Annotated in this window: 16 protein-coding genes; 7 read left to right on the top strand and 9 right to left on the bottom strand. The window is 64.0% G+C overall.

The features are described 5' to 3' along the window. Nucleotides 1-194: 194 nt before the first annotated feature. Nucleotides 195-2357, bottom strand: a complete 2163-nt coding sequence (locus ACUSIJ_RS12870) for a TonB-dependent hemoglobin/transferrin/lactoferrin family receptor (RefSeq protein ID WP_449308805.1) — start codon at nucleotides 2355-2357, stop codon at nucleotides 195-197. Nucleotides 2358-2516: 159 nt separating this feature from the next. On the opposite strand from ACUSIJ_RS12870, the gene hemP reads away from it, so the two are divergent. From hemP to ACUSIJ_RS12850, 4 genes are all read left to right on the top strand, one after another. Continuing rightward, a complete protein-coding gene (hemP, locus tag ACUSIJ_RS12865; RefSeq protein ID WP_449308804.1) occupies nucleotides 2517-2798 on the top strand; it encodes a hemin uptake protein HemP in 282 nt (93 codons plus the stop codon). A 198-nt stretch (nucleotides 2799-2996) separates the two neighbouring features. Further along, nucleotides 2997-3923, top strand: a complete 927-nt coding sequence (locus ACUSIJ_RS12860) for a cation diffusion facilitator family transporter (protein ID WP_449308803.1) — start codon at nucleotides 2997-2999, stop codon at nucleotides 3921-3923. Between the two features lie 12 nt (nucleotides 3924-3935). Then, on the top strand, nucleotides 3936-4622 hold the full coding sequence (locus ACUSIJ_RS12855) for a ceramidase domain-containing protein (RefSeq protein WP_449308802.1): 687 nt from the start codon (nucleotides 3936-3938) through the stop codon (nucleotides 4620-4622). Between the two features lie 66 nt (nucleotides 4623-4688). Next, nucleotides 4689-5216, top strand: coding sequence for a class I SAM-dependent methyltransferase (locus tag ACUSIJ_RS12850; RefSeq protein WP_449308801.1), 528 nt, complete (start codon nucleotides 4689-4691; stop codon nucleotides 5214-5216). A gap of 15 nt (nucleotides 5217-5231) precedes the next feature. Here the strand turns inward: ACUSIJ_RS12850 and ACUSIJ_RS12845 are convergent, their stop codons facing one another. Beyond that, nucleotides 5232-5813 (bottom strand): TetR/AcrR family transcriptional regulator, encoded by a 582-nt coding sequence (locus ACUSIJ_RS12845; RefSeq protein ID WP_449308800.1) that lies wholly within the window; start codon nucleotides 5811-5813, stop codon nucleotides 5232-5234. Nucleotides 5814-5921: 108 nt separating this feature from the next. Here ACUSIJ_RS12845 and ACUSIJ_RS12840 point away from each other — a divergent pair, with 108 nt between their 5' ends. Together ACUSIJ_RS12840 and ACUSIJ_RS12835 are read left to right on the top strand one after the other, a co-directional pair. Next, on the top strand, nucleotides 5922-6539 hold the full coding sequence (locus ACUSIJ_RS12840) for an NAD(P)H-dependent oxidoreductase (RefSeq protein WP_449308799.1): 618 nt from the start codon (nucleotides 5922-5924) through the stop codon (nucleotides 6537-6539). Between the two features lie 91 nt (nucleotides 6540-6630). Next, nucleotides 6631-7653: an LLM class flavin-dependent oxidoreductase gene (locus ACUSIJ_RS12835; protein WP_449308797.1), complete on the top strand. Its 1023-nt coding sequence runs from the start codon at nucleotides 6631-6633 to the stop codon at nucleotides 7651-7653. Between the two features lie 287 nt (nucleotides 7654-7940). Here ACUSIJ_RS12835 and ACUSIJ_RS12830 read toward each other — a convergent pair whose 3' ends face one another. The 6 genes from ACUSIJ_RS12830 to ACUSIJ_RS12805 all read right to left on the bottom strand — a co-directional run bounded on the left by ACUSIJ_RS12830 (nucleotide 7941) and on the right by ACUSIJ_RS12805 (nucleotide 16723). Further along, on the bottom strand, nucleotides 7941-8705 hold the full coding sequence (locus ACUSIJ_RS12830; RefSeq protein ID WP_449308796.1) for an enoyl-CoA hydratase-related protein: 765 nt from the start codon (nucleotides 8703-8705) through the stop codon (nucleotides 7941-7943). Between the two features lie 183 nt (nucleotides 8706-8888). Continuing rightward, nucleotides 8889-10316: an aldehyde dehydrogenase family protein gene (locus ACUSIJ_RS12825; RefSeq protein WP_449308795.1), complete on the bottom strand. Its 1428-nt coding sequence runs from the start codon at nucleotides 10314-10316 to the stop codon at nucleotides 8889-8891. A gap of 87 nt (nucleotides 10317-10403) precedes the next feature. Beyond that, complete coding sequence (locus ACUSIJ_RS12820) at nucleotides 10404-12665, bottom strand: acetate--CoA ligase family protein (protein ID WP_449308794.1); 2262 nt, start codon at nucleotides 12663-12665, stop codon at nucleotides 10404-10406. 266 nt (nucleotides 12666-12931) lie between these two features. Beyond that, nucleotides 12932-14686, bottom strand: coding sequence for an ABC transporter permease (locus ACUSIJ_RS12815; protein WP_449308793.1), 1755 nt, complete (start codon nucleotides 14684-14686; stop codon nucleotides 12932-12934). A gap of 12 nt (nucleotides 14687-14698) precedes the next feature. Then, on the bottom strand, nucleotides 14699-15733 hold the full coding sequence (locus ACUSIJ_RS12810) for an ABC transporter substrate-binding protein (RefSeq protein ID WP_449308792.1): 1035 nt from the start codon (nucleotides 15731-15733) through the stop codon (nucleotides 14699-14701). A gap of 123 nt (nucleotides 15734-15856) precedes the next feature. Next, complete coding sequence (locus ACUSIJ_RS12805; protein ID WP_449308791.1) at nucleotides 15857-16723, bottom strand: p-hydroxycinnamoyl CoA hydratase/lyase; 867 nt, start codon at nucleotides 16721-16723, stop codon at nucleotides 15857-15859. A 552-nt stretch (nucleotides 16724-17275) separates the two neighbouring features. On the opposite strand from ACUSIJ_RS12805, the gene ACUSIJ_RS12800 reads away from it, so the two are divergent. Then, nucleotides 17276-18259: a GlxA family transcriptional regulator gene (locus tag ACUSIJ_RS12800; RefSeq protein ID WP_449308790.1), complete on the top strand. Its 984-nt coding sequence runs from the start codon at nucleotides 17276-17278 to the stop codon at nucleotides 18257-18259. A 119-nt stretch (nucleotides 18260-18378) separates the two neighbouring features. Here ACUSIJ_RS12800 and ACUSIJ_RS12795 read toward each other — a convergent pair whose 3' ends face one another. Further along, complete coding sequence (locus ACUSIJ_RS12795) at nucleotides 18379-19902, bottom strand: tripartite tricarboxylate transporter permease (protein ID WP_449308789.1); 1524 nt, start codon at nucleotides 19900-19902, stop codon at nucleotides 18379-18381. Between the last annotated feature and the right edge of the window lie 97 nt (nucleotides 19903-19999).

The following is a 19999-nucleotide window of genomic DNA, read 5'->3' as shown; positions in this document are numbered from 1 at the left end:
CAGCGCGCCGATGATGCCGAGAACGGCCCACGGCCCATGCTGGCGTAAGCGTGCTTGCATAAAATGTCTCCACCAATTCCTCGTTTGCCCCTGCCGTTTTCCGTGGGGGAAGACGGAGCGGCATCTCGTTGTCGCGCGGGAGGCGCGCGGCGGGCCGCCCGCCTCACAGGCGGCGGCCAGCCGGGCGGCCGCGGTCAGTACGAGGCGAAGCTCACCGTCAGCGCTCCCTTGGCCGTCAGGCCGGCGCTCGGCGCGGAGTGGCGGTACTGGGTGTATTGCTGGTCGAAGACGTTCTGCACGGTAAAGTCGGCGCGGATGTTCTCGTTGTAGCGGTATGACGCGAACAGGTCGACGAGGTGATAGTCCTCGCTGGGCGTCGAGCCGCTCTTCTTCGCGCCGGTATAGGTCCAGCGGGCGCCCACGGTGAGCTTGTCGCCGAAGAAGCGCAGGCCGAGCGTCGACCCGATCCTGTAGGGCGGAACCGAGGCGAGCGGCAGGTGCTCGGTGCGGTTCTTGCCGTTCGTGCGCGAGGCGGCGAGGGTGATGAAGCCGCCGCCCCAGTCGTAGGCCGCCTCCAACTCGGCGCCGTCCAGCCTGACTTTGGAGATGTTCTGATACTGCTGGTCGTGGAGCGGGATGCAGAGCTGGGGCGTGAACCGGCAGACACTCGCCGGCATGCCGGGCACCACCGGCGTGAGCTTGGGATCGCCGACATCGACGATGCCGATGTAGTCGTCGACGTCATTGCGGAACACGTTGACCTTGCCGCGCAGCCTGTCGCCCGCCGTCAGTACGTCGTCGTAGGAGATGTTGACGCCGCCCTCGATGTTGTGGGCCGTTTCGGGCTTCAGGTCGGGATTGGGCAGGATCTCGAACGCGGGGAACGGATGCGTGCCGCTGATCAGCGTCTCGCTGATCGACGGCGCCCGGTAGCCCTCGGCGTAGGTGGCGTAGAGCTCGATGCCGCTCAGGGGCGTGACGCCGATGGTGATCTTGGGCGATACCCGGTCGCCGCTGGACTTGAAGCCGCCGCCCTCGAGCTCGTATGAATCGAAGCGCAGCGCGCCGATGACCCGCAGCCAGTCGCTGTAGCGCAATTCGTCCTGGATGAAGCCGCCGAACAGGGTGCGCTTGCCGTCCGGCGTGAAGGCCGAGCCGAAGCCGCCGGCCTGGTCCGTCACCGTGACGTCGTCCCAGACCCCGTCGATGCCGAAGGTCAGCGTATGGCCGATCGGGCCCGTCGAGAAGCGGGCGGTATTGTAGACGTCGATGCCCCAGGTTTCGAGATCGAACGTGCGCGGCGACCCGACATTGCCGCCGAAGCTCTGATAAGTCGCGCTCGGCGAGGAGATGCGCTGCTCGTTTTTCGTGGTCGCGTAGTAGCCCTTCACCGACAGGTCGAGCCAGGGCACGTCCGGACGGGAGAACGTGTAGCCGAGCGTGTAGGTGCCCGTGGTCACATGGCTGTTGAACAGCGTCGTGGTGCCGTTCTCGAACTCATAGTCCTGGTAGAGCGCCGTACCCGAAATGGTATGGCCATCGGCCGGGCGCAGGTTGAACTTGAACAGGCCGGCGGCGAGATCGGACCCCGTCCGGTCGACGCGGTTGCCGTCGCCGTCGCTGTAGGAGCGCCGGTCGCGGAAAACGAACTGCCCGAAGACATCCGCCGCCGTGCCGATGCGGAAGGCGCCCGCCGTGCTGCTCAGGAAGCCGGAGCCGTTGGAGCCGTAGCCGGTCTTCTGCTCGATGCCGTAGCGCTGGTTCTCGCTCAGGATGTCGTCGATGCCGCGGGTGGTGAACGACGCGACGCCGCCGATGGCGCCCGAGCCGTAGATGGTCGATACCGGACCGCGCACGATATCGACGCTGCCGATGAGTTCGGGGTCGAGATAGAACACGCCGTTGGCCCCGTGGCCGCTCGCCTGGTAGTTCTGCCGCGCACCGTCGACGAGCACGTTGACCCGGCCGAAGTCCTGCAGGCCGCGGATGTTGATGGCCTGCGCCGGATCGTCCTGGGTCAGTTGCACGACGACGCCCGGCACGTTGCGCAGCAGGGCGTCGACGGAACCCGGCTGCAGCAGCTCGATATCCTCGCGTGTCACGACGCTGGCGCCCGCGAGCGTATCCACGAGACGCTCGTTGGTGCGCGTCGCGATCACGGTCACGGTGTCGAGCACGACCGGCGTTGCGGCCTCTCCTCCGCCGTCGGCGTCCGTCGCCGCGGGGGTGGACGCTTGCGGGGCAGCGGTCCGGAAGGTGGCGGTCTGGGCTTCGGCCCTTGCCGCGAAAGCCACGAACGAGACAGTCCCGAGCAGGGACAAGGCAGCAATACGCAGCCCGTGAGCGACAAAAGCCATCGGCAACGCCTTCTTGCACAGCGATTGGTGGTATTTCTTCCGGCTGGCTGGCTGGTGGACTGTATCCGCACTGGCTGGCTGCGCCATCTTGACGGAAAGTTCTAGGCACATGGCATAAACTGAGTCAATATGCCGCCGAATATGTGACCGGTGTTCACTTTGAATATCAACACAACTCATGCAAAAAGCATTAAAATTCGAATTATTATAAATGAAATGAACGGCAAAAATTCAAACAATACTAGAAACGAACTTCCCTCGCCCGCCACAGCGGCTGAGGGCGAGGCCGCGGAGCCGCGAACGGCGCGCCCGTACACCCCGCCGGCCGAACGGGATCTGCGCGACATCATGGGAGATGCCCGGGAAATCGTGCTGCTCCACAATGGCGAACGATACCGGCTCCGCATCACGGCGAACGGCAAACTCATCCTGACGAAGTGACCGGCTGCGCCGGATGCGCGGCGGCGGGCGCCCCCGTAAACCCGGCCGGGCTTCCGTAACGGGCGGCGACCATGTAGAAAGCCGCAGACAGTCTCCGTCATAGCCACCATTCCGGCGAACGGCGGCCGGCGAAGCCACGGCGCCGGCCGTCACGCAACGGCGTGCCGGCAGCGGGTGTCCGCAATGGAAAGACCGATCATGCATTCCGAACAGGGCGTCCTGCGCGTTTCCATTGCCTTCACCGTCTTCATGGCGGGGCTCGGCGTCGTGTTCGGCCTGTTGTCGGGCTCGTCGGCGATCATCTTCGACGGCGTCTATGAGTTGACCGATGCGCTCATGACGACGCTGGCGCTGCTCGTCGCCAAGCTGGTCGCCTCGTCGGGCGCCGACGGCTTCATCCAGAAAAGGCTCGCCGAACGGTTCACCATGGGGTTCTGGCACCTCGAACCCATGGTGCTGGGCGTGAACGGCACGCTGCTGATCATCGCCGCGATCTACGCGCTCATCACCGCCGTCGACAGTTTCCTGTCGGGCGGGCGCCACCTCGCGTTCGACTACGCCATCCTCTACGCTCTCATCTCGCTCGTGGTCGAGATCGGCATGGCGATCTACGCCGCGCGGGCGAACCGCGCCATCCGCTCCGACCTCCTGGCCCTCGACGCGAAGGGCTGGCAGATGTCGGCTGCCATGTCCGTGGCGTGGCTCATCGCCTTCGTCTCCGGCTACCTGATCCAGGGCACGTCCCTGGAATGGATGGCGCCCTACATCGACCCGGCGATGCTGACCGCGGTGTGCCTCATCGTCATTCCGATGCCCGTCGCCACGGTGCGCCAGGCGCTCGCCGACATTCTGCTGGTCACGCCATCGGATCTCAAGCAGCATGTCGACGATGTCGCGCAGACGATGGTGCGCCGCTACGGCTTCCTGTCCTATCGGGCCTATGTTGCGCGCGTCGGCCGCGGGCGGCAGATCGAGCTCTACTTCATCGTTCCGACGAACCTGCCGGCGAAGCCGCTGGAGGCGTGGGACCGGATCCGCGACGAGATCGGCGAGGCGCTGGGCGAGGAAAGCCCGGACCGCTGGCTGACCATCGTCTTCACCACCGACCCCGAATGGGCCGACTGACCGGAGGCACGGATGGACTGGACGCAGGCCGTCGATATCTACTGCGAACGGACGGACGCGGGCTTCTGGTCCGAGCCGATCAACGCTATCTCCAACGGCGCCTTCGTGCTGGTCGGCCTCTTCGCCCTGCACCGGGCGCGGACCGGCGGGGCCGATCTCTGGATCAAGGTCCTCTGCCTGTGGGTGGTGGCGATCGGCGTCGGCTCGTTCCTGTTCCACACCTTCGCCAACCGCTGGTCGGCGCTCGCCGACGTCATACCGATCTGGACCTTCGTCGCCGTCTATGTCGTCTTCACGCTGCGGCGCCTGTTCACCCTCGGGTGGGCGGCGACGGGCGCGGTCCTCGTCACGGGCGTCGCCGTCGTCGGGCTGGTGATGCGGGTACTGCCCGGCGAGCTCGGGGCGCGCACCAACCAGGCGACGCAGTACCTTCCCGCCGTCCTCGCCTTCGTCGCCTTCGCCGCGGCATTCCTGTGGACGGGGCGGCCCGGCGCGCGCCTGATCGTCGCCGCCGGGCTGGTGTTCGCGCTGTCACTGTTCTTCCGTTCCGTCGATCTCGCGGCCTGCGACCACATCCCGTTCGGCACGCATTTCCTGTGGCATCTGCTGAACGCGACCATGCTCGGCCTGCTGCTCACGGCCGCCCTCAGGCATGGACGACGAATTCCTGGACAAAGGGGCGCGGCGCAGCAGCCATGATGACCGGCGGCAATCGAGGCCGCGAATCCATTCCTATCCGCAAACGGGCGCAACAGGGGGCGGGCAATGCCACACTCATATTCCGAGCACAAGGACTGGATGCTCGACAAATATCTGGCCATCCGGCCGCAGAGCGTGCTCGATATCGGCAGCGGCGCGGGCACCTACGCCAAACTGATGCGCCCGCATTTCCGCTCGCACTGGACAGGTATCGAGGTATGGGCGCCCTATATCGAGCAGTTCGACCTGCGGTCGAAGTACGATCTGGTGATCGTCGCCGACGTGCTGCACCTCGACATCGGCACCATCTCGCCGCGCCCGACCCTCGCCATCGCCGGCGACGTGCTGGAACACATGCCGAAGGACGCCGCCAAGGCCCAGATCGCCCGTCTCAAGCAATGGGTCGACGATATCCTGATCTCGATCCCGCTGGGGGAGATGCCGCAGGACAGCGTGAACGGCAACTGGTACGAACGCCACCTCGCGACGTGGGAGCACGGCGAAATGCTGGAGGCGCTCGGCGGAAACGTCGTCGACTCGATCAGGGGCAAGGCCCTCGGCGCGTATCACTGGTCGTCCCGCGCCGCCACCTGAACCCGCCCGCACGCGTCAGGCCGCCGGCGGCGACAGCCAACTCACGATCAGCCCGGCCAGATCCTCCGAGGCCTGGTCCCTGGTGACGTTGCCGCGCGCCATTTCGTCGGCGAGCGCATCCGCCGCGCCGATAATGGCGAAGCAGCGGCGCCGGACATGCTCCGCCGGCAGGGACGAAAGCGGCGCCAGCGCCTCGAAGTAGAGCGCGACGCACCCCTCGGTCATCTCGCGCTGGTGGGCGGCCATCTCGGCCTCTCCCCTCAGCGCAGCGGCGATGGCGTGCCATTCGCGACCGATGTCTGCGTAACACTCCATGTGGGAATCCGCGATCACCCACGCCACCTCCGCGAGGCGGGCGGGCGCGCGCCGCAGCGACGCCACCACAATCTCCACCTGCCGGTCGTAGAGCTCCCTGTAGAGCGCGATCATCAGCCCGGCGCGGGTGCAGAAATGGCTGTAGGCGATCGGCTTGCTCACACCTGCCCGCTCGGCGAGAGCGCCCAGCGTCAGCATGTCCGTGCCCTGCTCGCGCACGATGGCATGGGCGGTTTCCAGAAGCTGCGCCCGCCGGTCGGCCCTGGGCATCTTCCTGGTCATCGCTCGTTTTCCTCCGCACTTGACAACATTGGGATCCAACCATTATTACTACTAGTAAGTTACTATCTGTAACACAAGACTCACGGCGCCGCTGCAGAGGAGCATACCATGCACGCACTCGTTGTATTGTCTCATCCCGAACCGCAGTCCTTTTCCCGCGCCGTGGCCGATCGTTTCCGCGCCGGCGTGGAGCTTGGCGGAATCCATACCAGCGAACTGGCCGATCTCGCAGCGGAGGGCTTCGATCCGCGGTTCTCCCTCGCCGACCTCGCCCATTTCCGCGAGGAAGGGCCGCTTCCCGCCGACGCCGCGCGCGAGCAGGAGCGGGTGGAGCGCGCCGATGCGCTCGCACTCGTCTTTCCCGTCTACTGGTGGGGAATGCCGGCGCTGCTGAAGGGCTGGATCGACCGGGTGTTCACGAACGGCTGGGCCTATGACTACGCGCTCGGCGGAAAGGCGAACGGCCGGCTGCCCAGCGGACCGGTTCATCTTCTGGGCATCGGGGCGAGCGATCTTGGCGGCTTCGCGCGCCACGGCTACGACCGGGCCATAGAGACGCAGATAAGCGAGGGCATCTTCCATTATTGCGGCGTGCGGGACGTTCACCTGCACCTGCTGCTGGACGTCGAGGGCGACAACACGGCCGCCTTCGAGCGCAATCTCCAGACCGCCCACGATCTCGGCCGCCGCGTTTTCGCGCGCGAGGAGGCGCCCGCCGGGGCGTGAGGCGGCCCCATTTCCGTGGGCGCATCCCGGGTAAAAATATGCCAAGGTGTGGCAGCTTGTCCCTGCCACACCTCGAGGCTGCTGACGTATTATGAAGAAGATCGGTTTCCTGTCGTTCGGGCACTGGACGCCCTCCTCCGGCTCACAGACGCGCTCGGCGGCGGATGCGCTGCTGCAGTCCATCGAGCTTGCCGTCGCGGCCGAGGAGCTGGGCGCGGACGGGGCCTATTTCCGCGTGCACCACTTCGCCCGCCAGCTCGCGTCGCCCTTTCCGCTGCTCGCGGCAGTCGGCGCGAGGACGAGCCGCATCGAGATCGGCACGGCCGTCATCGACATGCGCTACGAGAACCCGCTCTACATGGCCGAGGATGCCGGCGCCGCCGATCTCATCGCCGGCGGCCGGCTCCAGCTCGGCATCAGCCGCGGCTCGCCCGAGCAGGTGATCGACGGCTGGCGCTATTTCGGCTACGCGCCGGCGGAAGGCCAGAGCGACGCCGACATGGGCAGGCGCCACGCGGAGGTCTTTCTGACCATCCTGCGCGGCGAGGGGTTTGCAGAGCCCAACCCGCAGCCGATGTTCCCCAACCCGCCGGGCCTGCTGCGCATCGAGCCGCACGCGCCGGGGCTGCGAGAGCGCATCTGGTGGGGTGCCGGCTCCAACGCGACCGCCGCCTGGGCGGCCAAGCTCGGCATGAACCTGCAAAGCTCGACGCTCAAGGACGACGAGACCGGACAGCCCTTCCATATCCAGCAGGCCGAGCAGATCCGTGCCTTCCGCGCCGCATGGAAGGAAGCCGGCCACACGCGCGAGCCGCGGGTGTCGGTCAGCCGCAGCATCTTCCCGCTCGTCGACGATCGCGACCGGGCCTATTTCGGGCACGACAACCAGCAGGAAGACAAGGTCGGCTTCATCGACGCGAAAACCCGCGCGATCTTCGGACGCAGCTACGCCGCAGCGCCCGACGCGCTCATCGAGGAACTGGCGCGGGACGAAGCCATCGCCGAGGCGGACACGCTGCTGCTGACCGTGCCCAACCAGCTCGGCGTCGCCTATAACGCACATGTCATCGAAGCGGTGCTGACCCACATCGCCCCCGCCCTCGGCTGGCGCTGAGGGTCCGCGCCGTCTCCACACTTCACGGCGAATACGAAAACCGCGCTCCCGGAGCTGATGGACGAATTCGTCGAGGCGCTGCCGGAAACCGCCCGGACGTCCGGGCAAGCTGCTGCAGCTACGGATCCCCCCGACGCCGATCGAGCCCCACGCCGGAGGTCCTGACACCTCCGGAAAACCGGCAGCGCGCAAGGCCGGGAGGACGGGGATGAGGCCCGCCTCTGAACGGCAAGAGGCCAGAGCAATGTCCAGTGCCACACGCCGCTCCGTCCGGGAGCGCATGACGGCTATCGCGGATACCATGAGGGTTTGCGTTTTTCCCGCAGCGCCTGCAAGCCCTCGATCGCTTCCGGCGAGCGTTCCAGGCCGCGCGGCTTCGGCTTTTCCGAAGGAAAAAGAATTGCTTCCCCGGGCACGGACTGTGTCGCGATGGTTCGCTTGAGTTGCGCCGTTGCTTCCGGTGCACCATGGAGAAATGCATCCGTCATTTTCTCAAGTTCGGATTCTGTCTCATGGGGTTCGATGATCTGGTGGACCAGACCTGTGCGAAGAGCCTCTGACGGGCTTATTCTTTCTCCGGAAAGGCCATAGCGACGAAAGGCCCGGTGCCCCATGGCGCGGATCAGGAGACCGGTAAACTCCGCCGATGGCGCGATGCCCACTCTCAGCTCCGGCACCATGAAGAAGGCGTTGTCGGTGGCCAACAGGACATCGCAGCATGAGGCGAATCCGAGCCCTCCGCCAACACATCCGCCTTCCACGACCGCGATCGTCGTCTTGGCAAAACGATCCAGCCGGGACAGTACCTGATTGAATGTCAGCCCGCCGTCCCGTTCCCCTGTTCGCGGGGCAATGTCGGCGCCGGTGCAGAAATGCTTGCCGTTTCCACGCAGCACGAGAATCCGCACGCACTCGTCTCCTTCCAGGGTCGACAGGCCTTGTCCCAATTCATCCAGCATTTCCTGATTAAAGGCATTGCCCCGCTCAGGCCTGTTCAACGTGAGGGTTGCAATGCCGTCGCCCGAAACGTCCAGACAAACCGTCATCGTCATATTCTTGAATCTCCGCTATCCATGCCTTCTCAGGAACGTGATCCGGCAGAACCGGACCATGCTCTGCAAATCCCTGATTCCGGACGAGTTCCTGTCGACCCGATGATTCCTGCTCGCGGCACGCTGTTCCGGAGGTTGCCTGCCGTCCGCGCCTGTGCCGGTCGTCTTGCTGGCTCCTTGCGCTCAACTCAGCATGACGTGGATGGTTTTGACCTGCGTATAGCCAAGCAGCTCATCAAGACCTTCCTCGGTCCCCAGGCCGCTGTTTTTCATGCCGCCGAAGGGGGTGCCGTAAAAATGTCCCGAAGCACCGTTGATCCAGATATATCCCGATTGAACCCTGCGTGCGGCGCGGAAGGCCTTGTCGATGTCGTGGGTCCAGATCGACGCTGTCAGGCCGTAGCGGGTCCCGTTCGCGATGGCGAAAGCTTCCTCTTCGTCCTTCCAGCGCATGATCGAAAGCACAGGCCCGAAAATCTCCTCCTGTGCGATGCGCATCTGCGGATCGACATCGCCGAATACAGTCGGTTCGAGCCAGTAGCCGCGTTCGAACGCGCTTCCGTCAGGACGCTTGCCGCCGGTCAGCAGGCGTGCGCCCTCGGCGTTCGCCGTCTGGATCGCTGAAAGGACACGCTCGTAATGGGGCCGGGAGTTCAATGGCCCCATCTGCGACTGCGGATCGAGCGGATTGCCGATCCTCAACGCACGCACCCGCTCCACGATGAGCGGAACCACGGCGTCGTAGAGAGACTCATGGAGCAGGAGCCGGCTCGTGGAGCCGCAGGATTGTCCCTGCCAGGCGAAGTTCATGCCCCTGACGGCGACGTCGGCAATCTTGTCGGGGTCGACGTCCGGGAACGCGATCAGCGGATTTTTCCCGCCGAGTTCCAGAGTCACATGCTTGACATCCGACTCCGCCGCTGCCCGCTGTATTGCCAGCCCCGTCGGAACCGAGCCGGTGAACGCCAGGCGGCGGACCGATGGATGGCGGACCAAGGGGTCGCCGACTGCCAGGCCGGTGCCGGTCACGATATTGACGACACCCGGCGGCAACACATCGCGACAGATCTCGGCCAGGATCGCCGAGGACAACGGGCTCTGTTCCGACGGCTTGAGCACCACGGCGTTGCCCGCCATCAACGGCGCGGCAAGTGCGTTTGCCGCGAACTTGATCGGATGATTGAAGGGTATGATGCGCCCGACGACTCCATAAGGTTCCCGCACGGTGACATGAAGGTTTCGCGCGCTGGCAGGGATAGACTCGCCCTTTATCTCGCGCCCGAGCCCGGCATAATAGTCCAGCGCGTTGCCGGCCGATTCCACATCACCCCGCATTTTCGTGATGGTATTGCCCGTATCCTGAACCTCGACAGGCAGGATTTCTTCAGCCCGATCGCGGATTCTCCGGGATATGGCCCGCACATACGTCGCTCTCTCGGTGGGGCTGAGCGCCGCCCAGGCGGGGGCCGTCGCCTCCGCGGCCGCGACAGCCCGGTTCACGTCGGCGGCGGATGCGGCCGGCACATATCCCATCACCTGCTCGTTGGCCGGATCTATCGACTCGAGCCATTCACCCGACTGAGCTTCGACCAGCTCGCCGCCGACGAGCATTCGGCCGCGCCGCCCATTCATACCATTATCCATGTCCGTCTTCCTCATGATGCCGCTATCTTCGAGAGGGGGCCGGCGTCGCGGCTTTCAGGCCTCTGCTTCGGGCCCCAGCACGATCAGGGCGTCGAGCGCGAACACGCCGGATTGGCCCGGAACCGCCACAAGCGGGTTGATGTCGATGCTCTCCAGGCGGTCGCCGATATCCTCGGCAAGACAGGAAAGGGCCATGAGCGCGTCGATGACCGCCTCGCGGTCGGAGGCGGGAGCGCCCCGGTAGCCTCTGAGCAGGCTGCCGGCCGTCGTGCGGTCGACCATGTCGTTGGCCTGCGCTTCCGTCAGCGGAACGGCGCCGAAGGCGACATCCTTCTGAAGTTCGAGAAGAACGCCTCCCGTGCCGAACATCACGACGGGACCGACCTCCGGATCGCGCTGCATCCCCAGGACAAGTTCGATGCCGCGCCTTGCCTGCTGCGCGACCACGACGCCCTCAAAATGCGCATCGGGGCGGGCTGCCGCGAGATTCTCCCTGATACGGTCCCATCCGACGCGGACCGCGGCGGCGTCCTGAAGGTCGACGATGACCCCGCCGACCTCCGTCTTGTGCTGTATGTCCGGAGACACGAGCTTCAGGACAACCGGATAGCCGATCCGCGCCGCCGCCTCGGCAGCCTCGGCGGGGGTTCGCGCCACGGCTTCCCGGAGCGTCCGAATGCCGTAGGCGGTGATCAACTCCTTGGAGGCGACCTCGCCGAGTATCCCGTATCCGTTGGCCGCGGCCGGTTGCGCGCCAAGCGCCGCAAGCTGCGGGGGACGGGCGGGCCGGGCTCTTGCCGGCGACTTCGGGACGAGGCGCGAAGCACCCCATCTGCCAGCGGCGTGCAGCGCCTTCAGCGCCTTGTCGACCTCATGCAGCACAGGCAAATGCGGCAGATCGGCCCTGAATTGCCGTGTATAATCGGTATACATATACGACGCCATCGATGCGACAGCGACGGGGATGCGTCCCGGCTGCGTCACCATGCCGTCCACGGAGACGAGGTTGCCGGCCTTCAGGTTCATGCCCTCTCGCGAGGGCAATTCCTCCTGAACGATCAGCAGGTCCAGTCCGGGGTCCTCCTGCATGATCTCGATGCACTCGAGATAGGCCTCACGGCTGCTCAGAGCCGTGAAACCGGCATCCAGAGGGTTGCCCAGGGACGTCCCGACGCCGACGACCCCGCGCAGGCGGTCCAGGGTCCGATCCGCCAGCGGCGGGAATTCCACGCCGTTTCGCTCGGCGGCCTCCAGCAGAAGCCCCTTCATCCCGCCGGAAAAGGTGATGGCTCCCAGGCGCGGACCGGCCGGTCTCTCGCCGTGGGTCAGCACCTCGATAACCTCGACCATCTCATCGATGGTATCGACACGGATGGCGCCGATCGTTTCCGCAACCGCATCAAAGCACGCGATAGAGCCCGCCAGGGAGCCCGTATGCGCCAGAGCCGCGGCGCGACTGGCTTCGGAGCCGCCGATCTTCATGACGACAACCGGCTTGCCGGCATCGTGCGCCGCCTTGCAGGCAGCGCGGAAAGCGGCCGGGTCCTTGATCGCCTCAATGAAACACGCGATGATTTGCGTATCCTCGTCGTCAACGAAGTAGCCGATGTAGTCCGCCGAAGTCAGGCCGGCTTCGTTACCGACAGTGAGGGCATATCCGGGTTGCATGCCACGGCCCGTCAGCGCCCGGTAGATGGCGGTGACAATGCCGCCACTCTGTCCGAAAATGCCGATCGGCCCTCGCCTGAGCCCGGTGATGCGCGCGTCGGTCAAGGTCATGAAGTTGTACCGGGCCGCCAGATTGCCGAGGCAGTTCGGCCCCGAAACGGCAAGCCCGGACTCCGCGACGGCCGAGCGCAGCTCGTCTCCAAGCGCCAGACCCTCGGGGTTTCCGCCTTCGCCGAAACCGCTTGCATAGATGGTCGCGCTGCGGGCACCGGCCTTTCCCGCCTCGCGGATCGTCTCAATGGCCGCCCGGCCGGGAACCAGAATGACGACATGGTCCGGCGGCTCCGGCAGATCCTGGAGCCGGGGATAGCACTTCATGCCGTCCCATACGGTCTCGTTCCTGGGGTTCACGGGGTAGATGGCTCCGGGAAAGCCGCCGCGCCTCAGCGACGCCAATACCAGCTTCGACCAGCTTCCGGGGCGGTCGCTTGCTCCGACGATGGCCACGTTACCGGGAGACAGCAGGGCCCGGACTCCATCGGCTCCCTTCAGGGATCGACTCCCGGGCGTCCCGGCTTCCTTTTCCGTGGCGTCCTGCACGTTCCCGACCTCGCCACCTATCCCCGCACCTATCCGGCCAAGTGTCATGATATTCATTCCATCGTCTGTTCTGGGCACGCGCAGGCACACCCGCAGCCTTTGCGCCCGGTTGAAGAAAGCCGGCACTCGTAGCCATGATCCCGGCCGATTGATCGGGTGTCGTTGTGTCGTTCCTCTGGAGCGCGATCCGATCCGGTCGGATCGATCGTGCGCTAAAGCAATTCCAGCAACAGTGGGAACCGGTTTTGCGTCCGGAATTGCGTAAAAACAAAGAGATAGAGTATTTCTCCGTTTCAACGAAAAGGAGAAATACGCTAGGCACCGCCGAAAGAGGCAAGGCCGGTTCGGCGGGTGGTGAAGTAGAACGTCATGGCGACCACGGTCATTCCGAGGCCCCACAGCAGGCCGAGTACCGCGAGTTCGGGGCCCTGCCCGTTCGACCAGAGATCGAACATGGCGACCGCCATGGTCTGCGAACGCGGCCCTGACAGGAGCACGGGCAGGGACAGGGCCCTGGTGGCCAGCAGGAAGATGAACAGCCAGCCTGCGATGACGGAAGGGGCGAGAAGAGGCAGAACGATCCGCCTGAAACTCGTGATCGGCGATGCTCCCGAAAGCGCTGCCGCTTCCTCGAGCTCGCGGTGGAGCTGCAGCATTCCCGCGAACGTATACCGCGTGCCGTAGGGCAAGTAGTTGATCACGAACGCCCACACGATGATCCAGATCGTGTTGTAGATGCCAACCGGCACGTTCAGGAAAAACTGCATGACGCCCACGCCAAGCACAATCCCCGGAAATACGAGAGGCATCGTGCCCAGCTGATCGATGATCCGGGCTCCCGGCGCCCGCCTGACAGTGAGCCATGCACTCAGCGAGGTCAGCATCATCACCACCGTCGCCGTGATGACCGCGACGATCAGCGTATTGGCCATCAGCCCCAGATAGCGCGGCGAACTGAGGACCTGCGCGTAGTTGTTCAGCGTCAGCAGGGAGAGCGCCGATGCGCGGATGGTCTGGTAGTAGGGCAGGAAGGAGGCCCATACCAGGATGATCATCGGCAGGACGATGAGAAGAAAGAAATTCAGGATCAGCACGAAGCCGCCGACCCACCGCCAGCGCCCGAGACCGAGCTGGTGAGGTTTGAAGTTCTTGCCGGTGACGGTTGCATATTTCTCCGCGTTTCGCGTCAGCCGGCCATAATAATAGATGAGGCAGGTGACGATCAGCAGAAGGATGAGGGACATGGCGCTGGCCGAGCCGACATCCGGCGGCATCGTTCTATGCATCATCTCGTAGATATCCGTCGTCAGCACATGGACGCCGCCGGGCAGGCCCACGAGGGCGGGAACCTCGAATGCTTCCACGGCGCGGATAAAGACAAGCATGCAAAGGGCGATCACGGAGGGAAGCGAGAGGCGGAAGGTTATCCGCCTGATGGTCGTCCAGGTTCCCGCGCCGCTCATGCGCGCGGCTTCTTCCAGCTCCGGGTTGAAGTTGCGCAACGTCGCGCCCATGAGCAGGAAGACGAAAGGCGACCAGAGAAGCCCCTCGATCAGGATCATGCCGCCCAGGCCATACACGTCTATCAGGACCTCGGTGCTGCCGGTCAGCTGGCGATAGAGGCTGTTCACCGGACCGGAGCGTGCGAGAAGCAGCAGCCAGGCGCTCGTGTAAAGCACATAGGGCGTGCCGAGGGCGATGACGGTGGTGAAGTAAGTCAGCGATTTCAGCGGTGCGTCCGTGCGTTCCACCAGCCAGGCCGCCACGCCACCGATAATCAGGGCGGCAAGCGCGCTGCCGATGGCGAACGCGAACGAGTTCCACAAGCTCAGAAGGATGCCCCGTTGGCCAAAGAGGACGTAAAACCGTTCAAGGCTGAACCGCATCACGCCTTCCTCGCTGAACGTCACCGCGGCCTTTATCAGGAAGAACAGGGGTGGCAGCACCAGAACGGCGAATATGATGCCGAGCACGAGCACGAAGACCGTTTTTTCGTTGGCGTCGGGAATGAGCCGCCGCAGGCGCCCCGCCTCCCTGCCGCCCGGATAGTCCAAGGAAACATCTTTCATTGCCCGTATCCCTTACCGAAACAGCTCTCTGTGGATGTTGGCCCATTTGGAAAGGTTGGCGTCGAGTTCCTCGGGGGTCTTGAACACCACCCGCAGGGTTTCGCCATCGGGCCGCAAGCTCGGATCTTTCGGCTCCACATTCGGATGCACGGGCAGGTAGTCCGCCTCGCGATAAAGCTTCTGTCCCTCCTCCGAGATCAGGAATTCCATGAACAGCTTGCCCGCATTCGGATGCGGCGCGTCCTTCGTCAGCGATATATACGAGAGGAAGACAAGGGCGGGCTGCATCGGAATCCACATGACGGGCACGCCCTTGTTCGCGCTGATGACCGTGTGGTGGTTGAAGATGTTCAGCGCGATGGCATATTCACCGGCGATGACCTGATCGAGCACCTGTCTGGCCGACGCCGACAGCCCGGCGACGTTCTGCTGCGCAAGGTCACGGAGATAGGCCATCCCCTTCTCCTCGCCCATTTCGCTCAGGACCATGCCGACAAAGCCGGCGGCTCCGGAAGAAGACAGGTTCGAATTCCAGACCAGCTTTCCCCGCCATTTGGGGTCGAGAAGATCCTGCAATGTTTGCGGCTCGGTTCCCTTTTCAACCAGCTCGGTATTGAAGCCCGGCGTCATCGCGTAAAGATTGGTGGCGACCCAGTAGCCTTCCTTGTCCACGTATTCCGGCGGCAGGCTCTTGCTGGCTTCGGGTACCCATTGGGCGACGAGCCCTTCCCGCTTGAGCGTGCTCACGCCGCCGGTGCCGTCGAAGACGTCGGCCTGGGTGCTGCTGGCCCTGCCCTCGTTCATGATGCGCAGCGTCGCTTCGGTCGAATTCGTCCTGACGTAGTTGACCCTGATGCCGTATTTCTTCTCGAACGCCTCTGATACCGGCCGTGCGAACTGATCGATGATTTGCGTCGTGTACCAGGTGACTTCGCCCTCCTTCTTCGCCGCGTCGATCAGCGCCTGGTCAGCCGCCATGGCGTTCGCTGACAGAAGCCCCGCACAAAGCGCCAGACCGGTTTTCCAGAATGACCGTAAATGAAACATGCCCGTCTCCTCCGGAACGTGTATTCTTGTGTGTTTTTCTGCGATCTTGTTGCGGCAAGGGCTTCTTAGCCCTTGCGCGGGTCGTCTCTTGTTTCAGTCGTCTTTTGTTTCACCTGGCCTGGCTCAGCGTCTGAATTCGCCGAATCCCGGCTTGAAGGACTTCTCGTCCAGGAACTGACTCAAGGCCTTCTGACGGCCTCCTTCGGGGTCGCTGTGCTTCAGGGAGTCGTTCTTGGCGTCGAGATAGTCCATCGCCTGATCCTTCGTCATGTTCCGGACGACGCGGAGCGCTTCCTTGGTGTAGCGCACCGCCACGGGGCTTTTCGCTTCAAGCTTGCGCGCGAGAGCAATCGTCTCGTCACGCAGGCTTCCGAGCGGCACCGAGCGATTGACGAACTTCATGGCAGCGGCTTGCGCGCCGGTGAACTGATCGCCGGTGACCGAATAGTAGATCGCGTCCCGGTAGTTCATCACCTGTGTCACGGCCCAGGCGACGAGGCCGCCGGGGATGATGCCCCAGTTCACTTCGGACAGGCCGAAGGTCGCGTCGTCGGCAGCAATGGCGAAGTCGCATGCGATGACGGGCGTGAACCCGCCGCCGAAGCAGTAACCGTGCACCATGGCGATGGTTGGCTTGGGAAAGGTCGACAGGCGATCCCAGCGCCAGGTATGGGCGGCGCGCCGGGCACGGACGCGGGCCTTGGGATCGTTATCCGTGCCGCGAAAGTACAGCTTCAGGTCTTGCCCGGCGCAGAAATTGCCACCGGCGCCGGTGATGACGACCACCTTCGTCTGATCGTCCATTTCAGCCCAGTCGAGCGCCTCGATCATGTCCATGTGCAGTTGCGGACTCATCGCGTTCCGCTTTTCCGGCCGATTGAGAATGATGAAGGTGGTGGCGCCGTCGCGCTCGATCTTGACGTTGTCCAGCGCAATGACATCCTGCGCCCCGGCGCCGTCGTGCACCCCCTCCACTGAGTTCTGTGGCATTATTTCCTCCGATTTATCGAGAGATGATACGCAAGCGCGAGACGCGCTCCCGCAGTTCACGCCGGTCTGCGGCGTGTGTGAGCCTGACCGCGCGGCCCGGCTTTGTCCGGTTGCCGTGCTGGTCATCCGGTTCAATGAAGCTTGTTTTCCGCCGTCGGCAGGCGGCCCGCCGGCCGCCCCGGAGCTATTGCCGTTCCCCGGCCGGCGAAACCGGAAACGGCGCGGATCGCCCGTCAGGCGATTGGTTCAGCTTTTTCCCCATGCGGCATGAATTCCTCCCTTCAATGACCCGGGCTTTTTCGCAACCGGCTGTTATCTTGAGCGACCGTTCAATCATCCCGGCGGCGGCGAACGGCGCCGGGGCTCCTGAACCATCGCCTGAAGGCGCGCCCGGACCTCCGCCCAGAATCCTCTGGGCGGGAAGCCCGCATGAGAATATGCTTTCAATTCATCATGGTTGCGGCGCTCCCTGGAACTGATGTTAGTTGAGCGTTGGGATCAGGCGTGACCGATATGGAAGGAAAATTGCCTTATATGGACACTTTTCCCAAAATGGCTGTCGATGCTTATCCGGAGCGGCGCATCGGCTTCCTGCTCCTGCCGAATTTCACGTTGCTGTCGTATGCCTCGGCCGTCGAGCCCCTGCGGGCGGCCAATCGCCTGTCCGGCAGGCAACTCTATCGGTGGCTGAATATCTCTCTCGACGGGGCGCCCTCGGTTGCGTCGAGCGGCGCCTCCATTCCCGCCGATGGCCGTGTGGGGGACGAATTGGATCTCGACATGATTTTCGTGTGCGGGGGACGAAAGCCGATACGGAAGGCTTCGGATGCTTCCGTCATTGAATGGCTGAGGCGATTGTCCCGCCGGGGAACGACGATCGGCGGCATTGCGGGCGGCCCCTATTTCCTGGCGCGCGCAGGTCTCCTCAAGGGGCGTCGATGCACAATTCACTGGGAATATGCCGAGGGCTTCTCCGAAGAATTCCCCGATCTCGATCTGAGAAAGACGGTCTATGAAATAGACGGCAATTTCGTTACCTGCGGAGGCGGGGTCGCGGCGTTCGATATGATTCACACCGTCATCAAATCGCACCACGGCCATATACTCGCGGCCTATGTCAGCGACTGGTTCGTCTATTCGCGCGTGCGTGAGGGCGGCCCCCAGCGCATGCCTCTGCGCGAGCGATACGGCATCAGCAACCAGAAACTGCTCTCCGTGCTGGAATATATGGAAAGCCAGATCGAAAATCCCGCCAGTCGGGAGGAACTCGCTTCCCTGGCCGGCGTATCGCCCCGCCAGCTGGACCGGCTGTTCGGCATCCATCTGAAGAAAACGGCGGCCGAATACTATCTGCATGTGCGGCTTGTCCACGCACGCGCTCTTTTGAGATATACAGCTCTGTCGATACTTGAAGTCGCCATCGCGTGCGGCTTTTCCAGCGCGAGTCATTTCTCCCGCAGTTACCGCGCCCACTTCGACAAGCCGCCGAGCAAGGAAAGGCTTTTCCAGTCGTCAATCCTGGATTTCGAGCGTTAGGCTGTGGTGACAATTTAGGATTTTGGGGACTCCCTTGTGTCGCAAATCAGATTCAACGCTGATTTTGGAGATGAGCAAACTCTGATCGATCAGACGATCCCGCCTGATCGGAACACGCTCTAGCTCCGACCCGTTTCCCGGCCGGGCAGCCATGCGGCTTTCAGGCGCCTCAGCAGGGTCTGTGCCGGGCCGGCCAGCAATGTCACGAGGACGAGGAGCCAGATGACGAGGGCGACAGGGCTGGTCCAGAAGGCCGAGACCTCGCCGAGACTCATGAACAGGCCCTCACGCAGATCCTTCTCGATCAGCGGGCCCAGCACCAGACCGATGACGAGTGGCGCAAGCTGGAAATCGTACTTTCTCAGCACATAGCCGAAGACGCCGAGAATGACGAGAACGAAGACATCCAGAATGTTGTTGTTGACGCTGAAGGAACCGATGATCGCCAGCAGAATGATCGCCGGCAGGAAGATGTGCAGCGGAACCCGCAGCAGGCTGACCCAGATGCCGACCATCGGCACGTTCAGCAGCAGCAGCATGACATTGCCGGCATACATCGAGGCGATCAGTCCCCAGAAGATGTCGGGATTCGTGGCCATCAGCATCGGGCCGGGCTGGACGCCCTGCACCATCATGGCCGCCAGCATCAGCGCCGTCACCGCGCCGAACGGAATGCCCAGCGCCAGCAGCGGCACCATGGTCGCGGTGGCGGCGGCGTTATTGGCCGTCTCCGGTCCGGCAACGCCCTCGACGGCGCCGCTTCCAAGCTCGCGGCGATATTTCGACATCGCCTGCTCGAGCCGGTAGGACACGAAGCTGGACAGCGTCGTATGCGGCCCCGGCAGCAGGCCGAGGATGAAGCCGACAACCGTGCCGCGGCCGAAAGGCGGCACGGACCGGCGCCATTCCTCCCGGGTCGGCAACAGTTCGCGCATCCTCACCGTCGCCGGCCGCATCTGCTTCTGCGGGGATTCGACCACGGTCATGATTTCGGCGATACCGTAGACGCCGACGACAACCGCCACGAGCTCGATGCCGAGGCTGAGCTGGCTGAAGCCGAAGGTGAAGCGGTTGAGGCCGCTGACGGCCTCCTGGCCGACGGTGCTGAGCACGAGCCCGATCGCCATGGGAAAGATGCCGGCGGCCAGCGTGCCGCCGGAAATGCGCGAGAAAAGCAGCAGGCCGCCCGCCGCGATGGCAAAGAATTCGATCGGTCCGAATTCGATGGTGAAATCGGCGAGCGGCGGGGCGAACAGCATGACGCCGAGCGTGGCGAAGGTTCCGCCGACAAAAGAGCCGACGGCGACGATCGTCAGCGCCGCCCCGCCGCGCCCCTTCTTCGTCATCTGGTAACCGTCGGCGCACGTCATGATCGAGCCCGCCTCGCCCGGCATGTTCACAAGTATAGCGGTCGTCGAACCACCATACATCGCGCCATAATACATGCCGGCCATCATGATGAGGCCCGTCGTCGGGGAGAAGGAATAGCTGATCGGCAGGATCATCGCTATGCCGGCGGTGGGGCCAAGCCCCGGCAGGACGCCGATGGCCGTACCGGCGAAGGCGCCGGCAAATGCCGCCAGAAGGTTCTGATAGGTGAATACGACGGTGAAGCCGTACAGGATTCCATCAATCGATGTCACGGGGCGTTTCCCTTAAGCTGACTGCGCTTTCGGTCGAAGCACCAGCGGATGGACGGAAGCGATATCAACAGGAGACAGCCGCCGTGCGCGACCTTCC

It is taken from the genome of Pseudochelatococcus sp. B33, from assembly GCF_053570585.1.
Note: the sequence above shows the minus strand (reverse complement) of the source record. Positions and strands in the feature narration are given on the sequence as shown.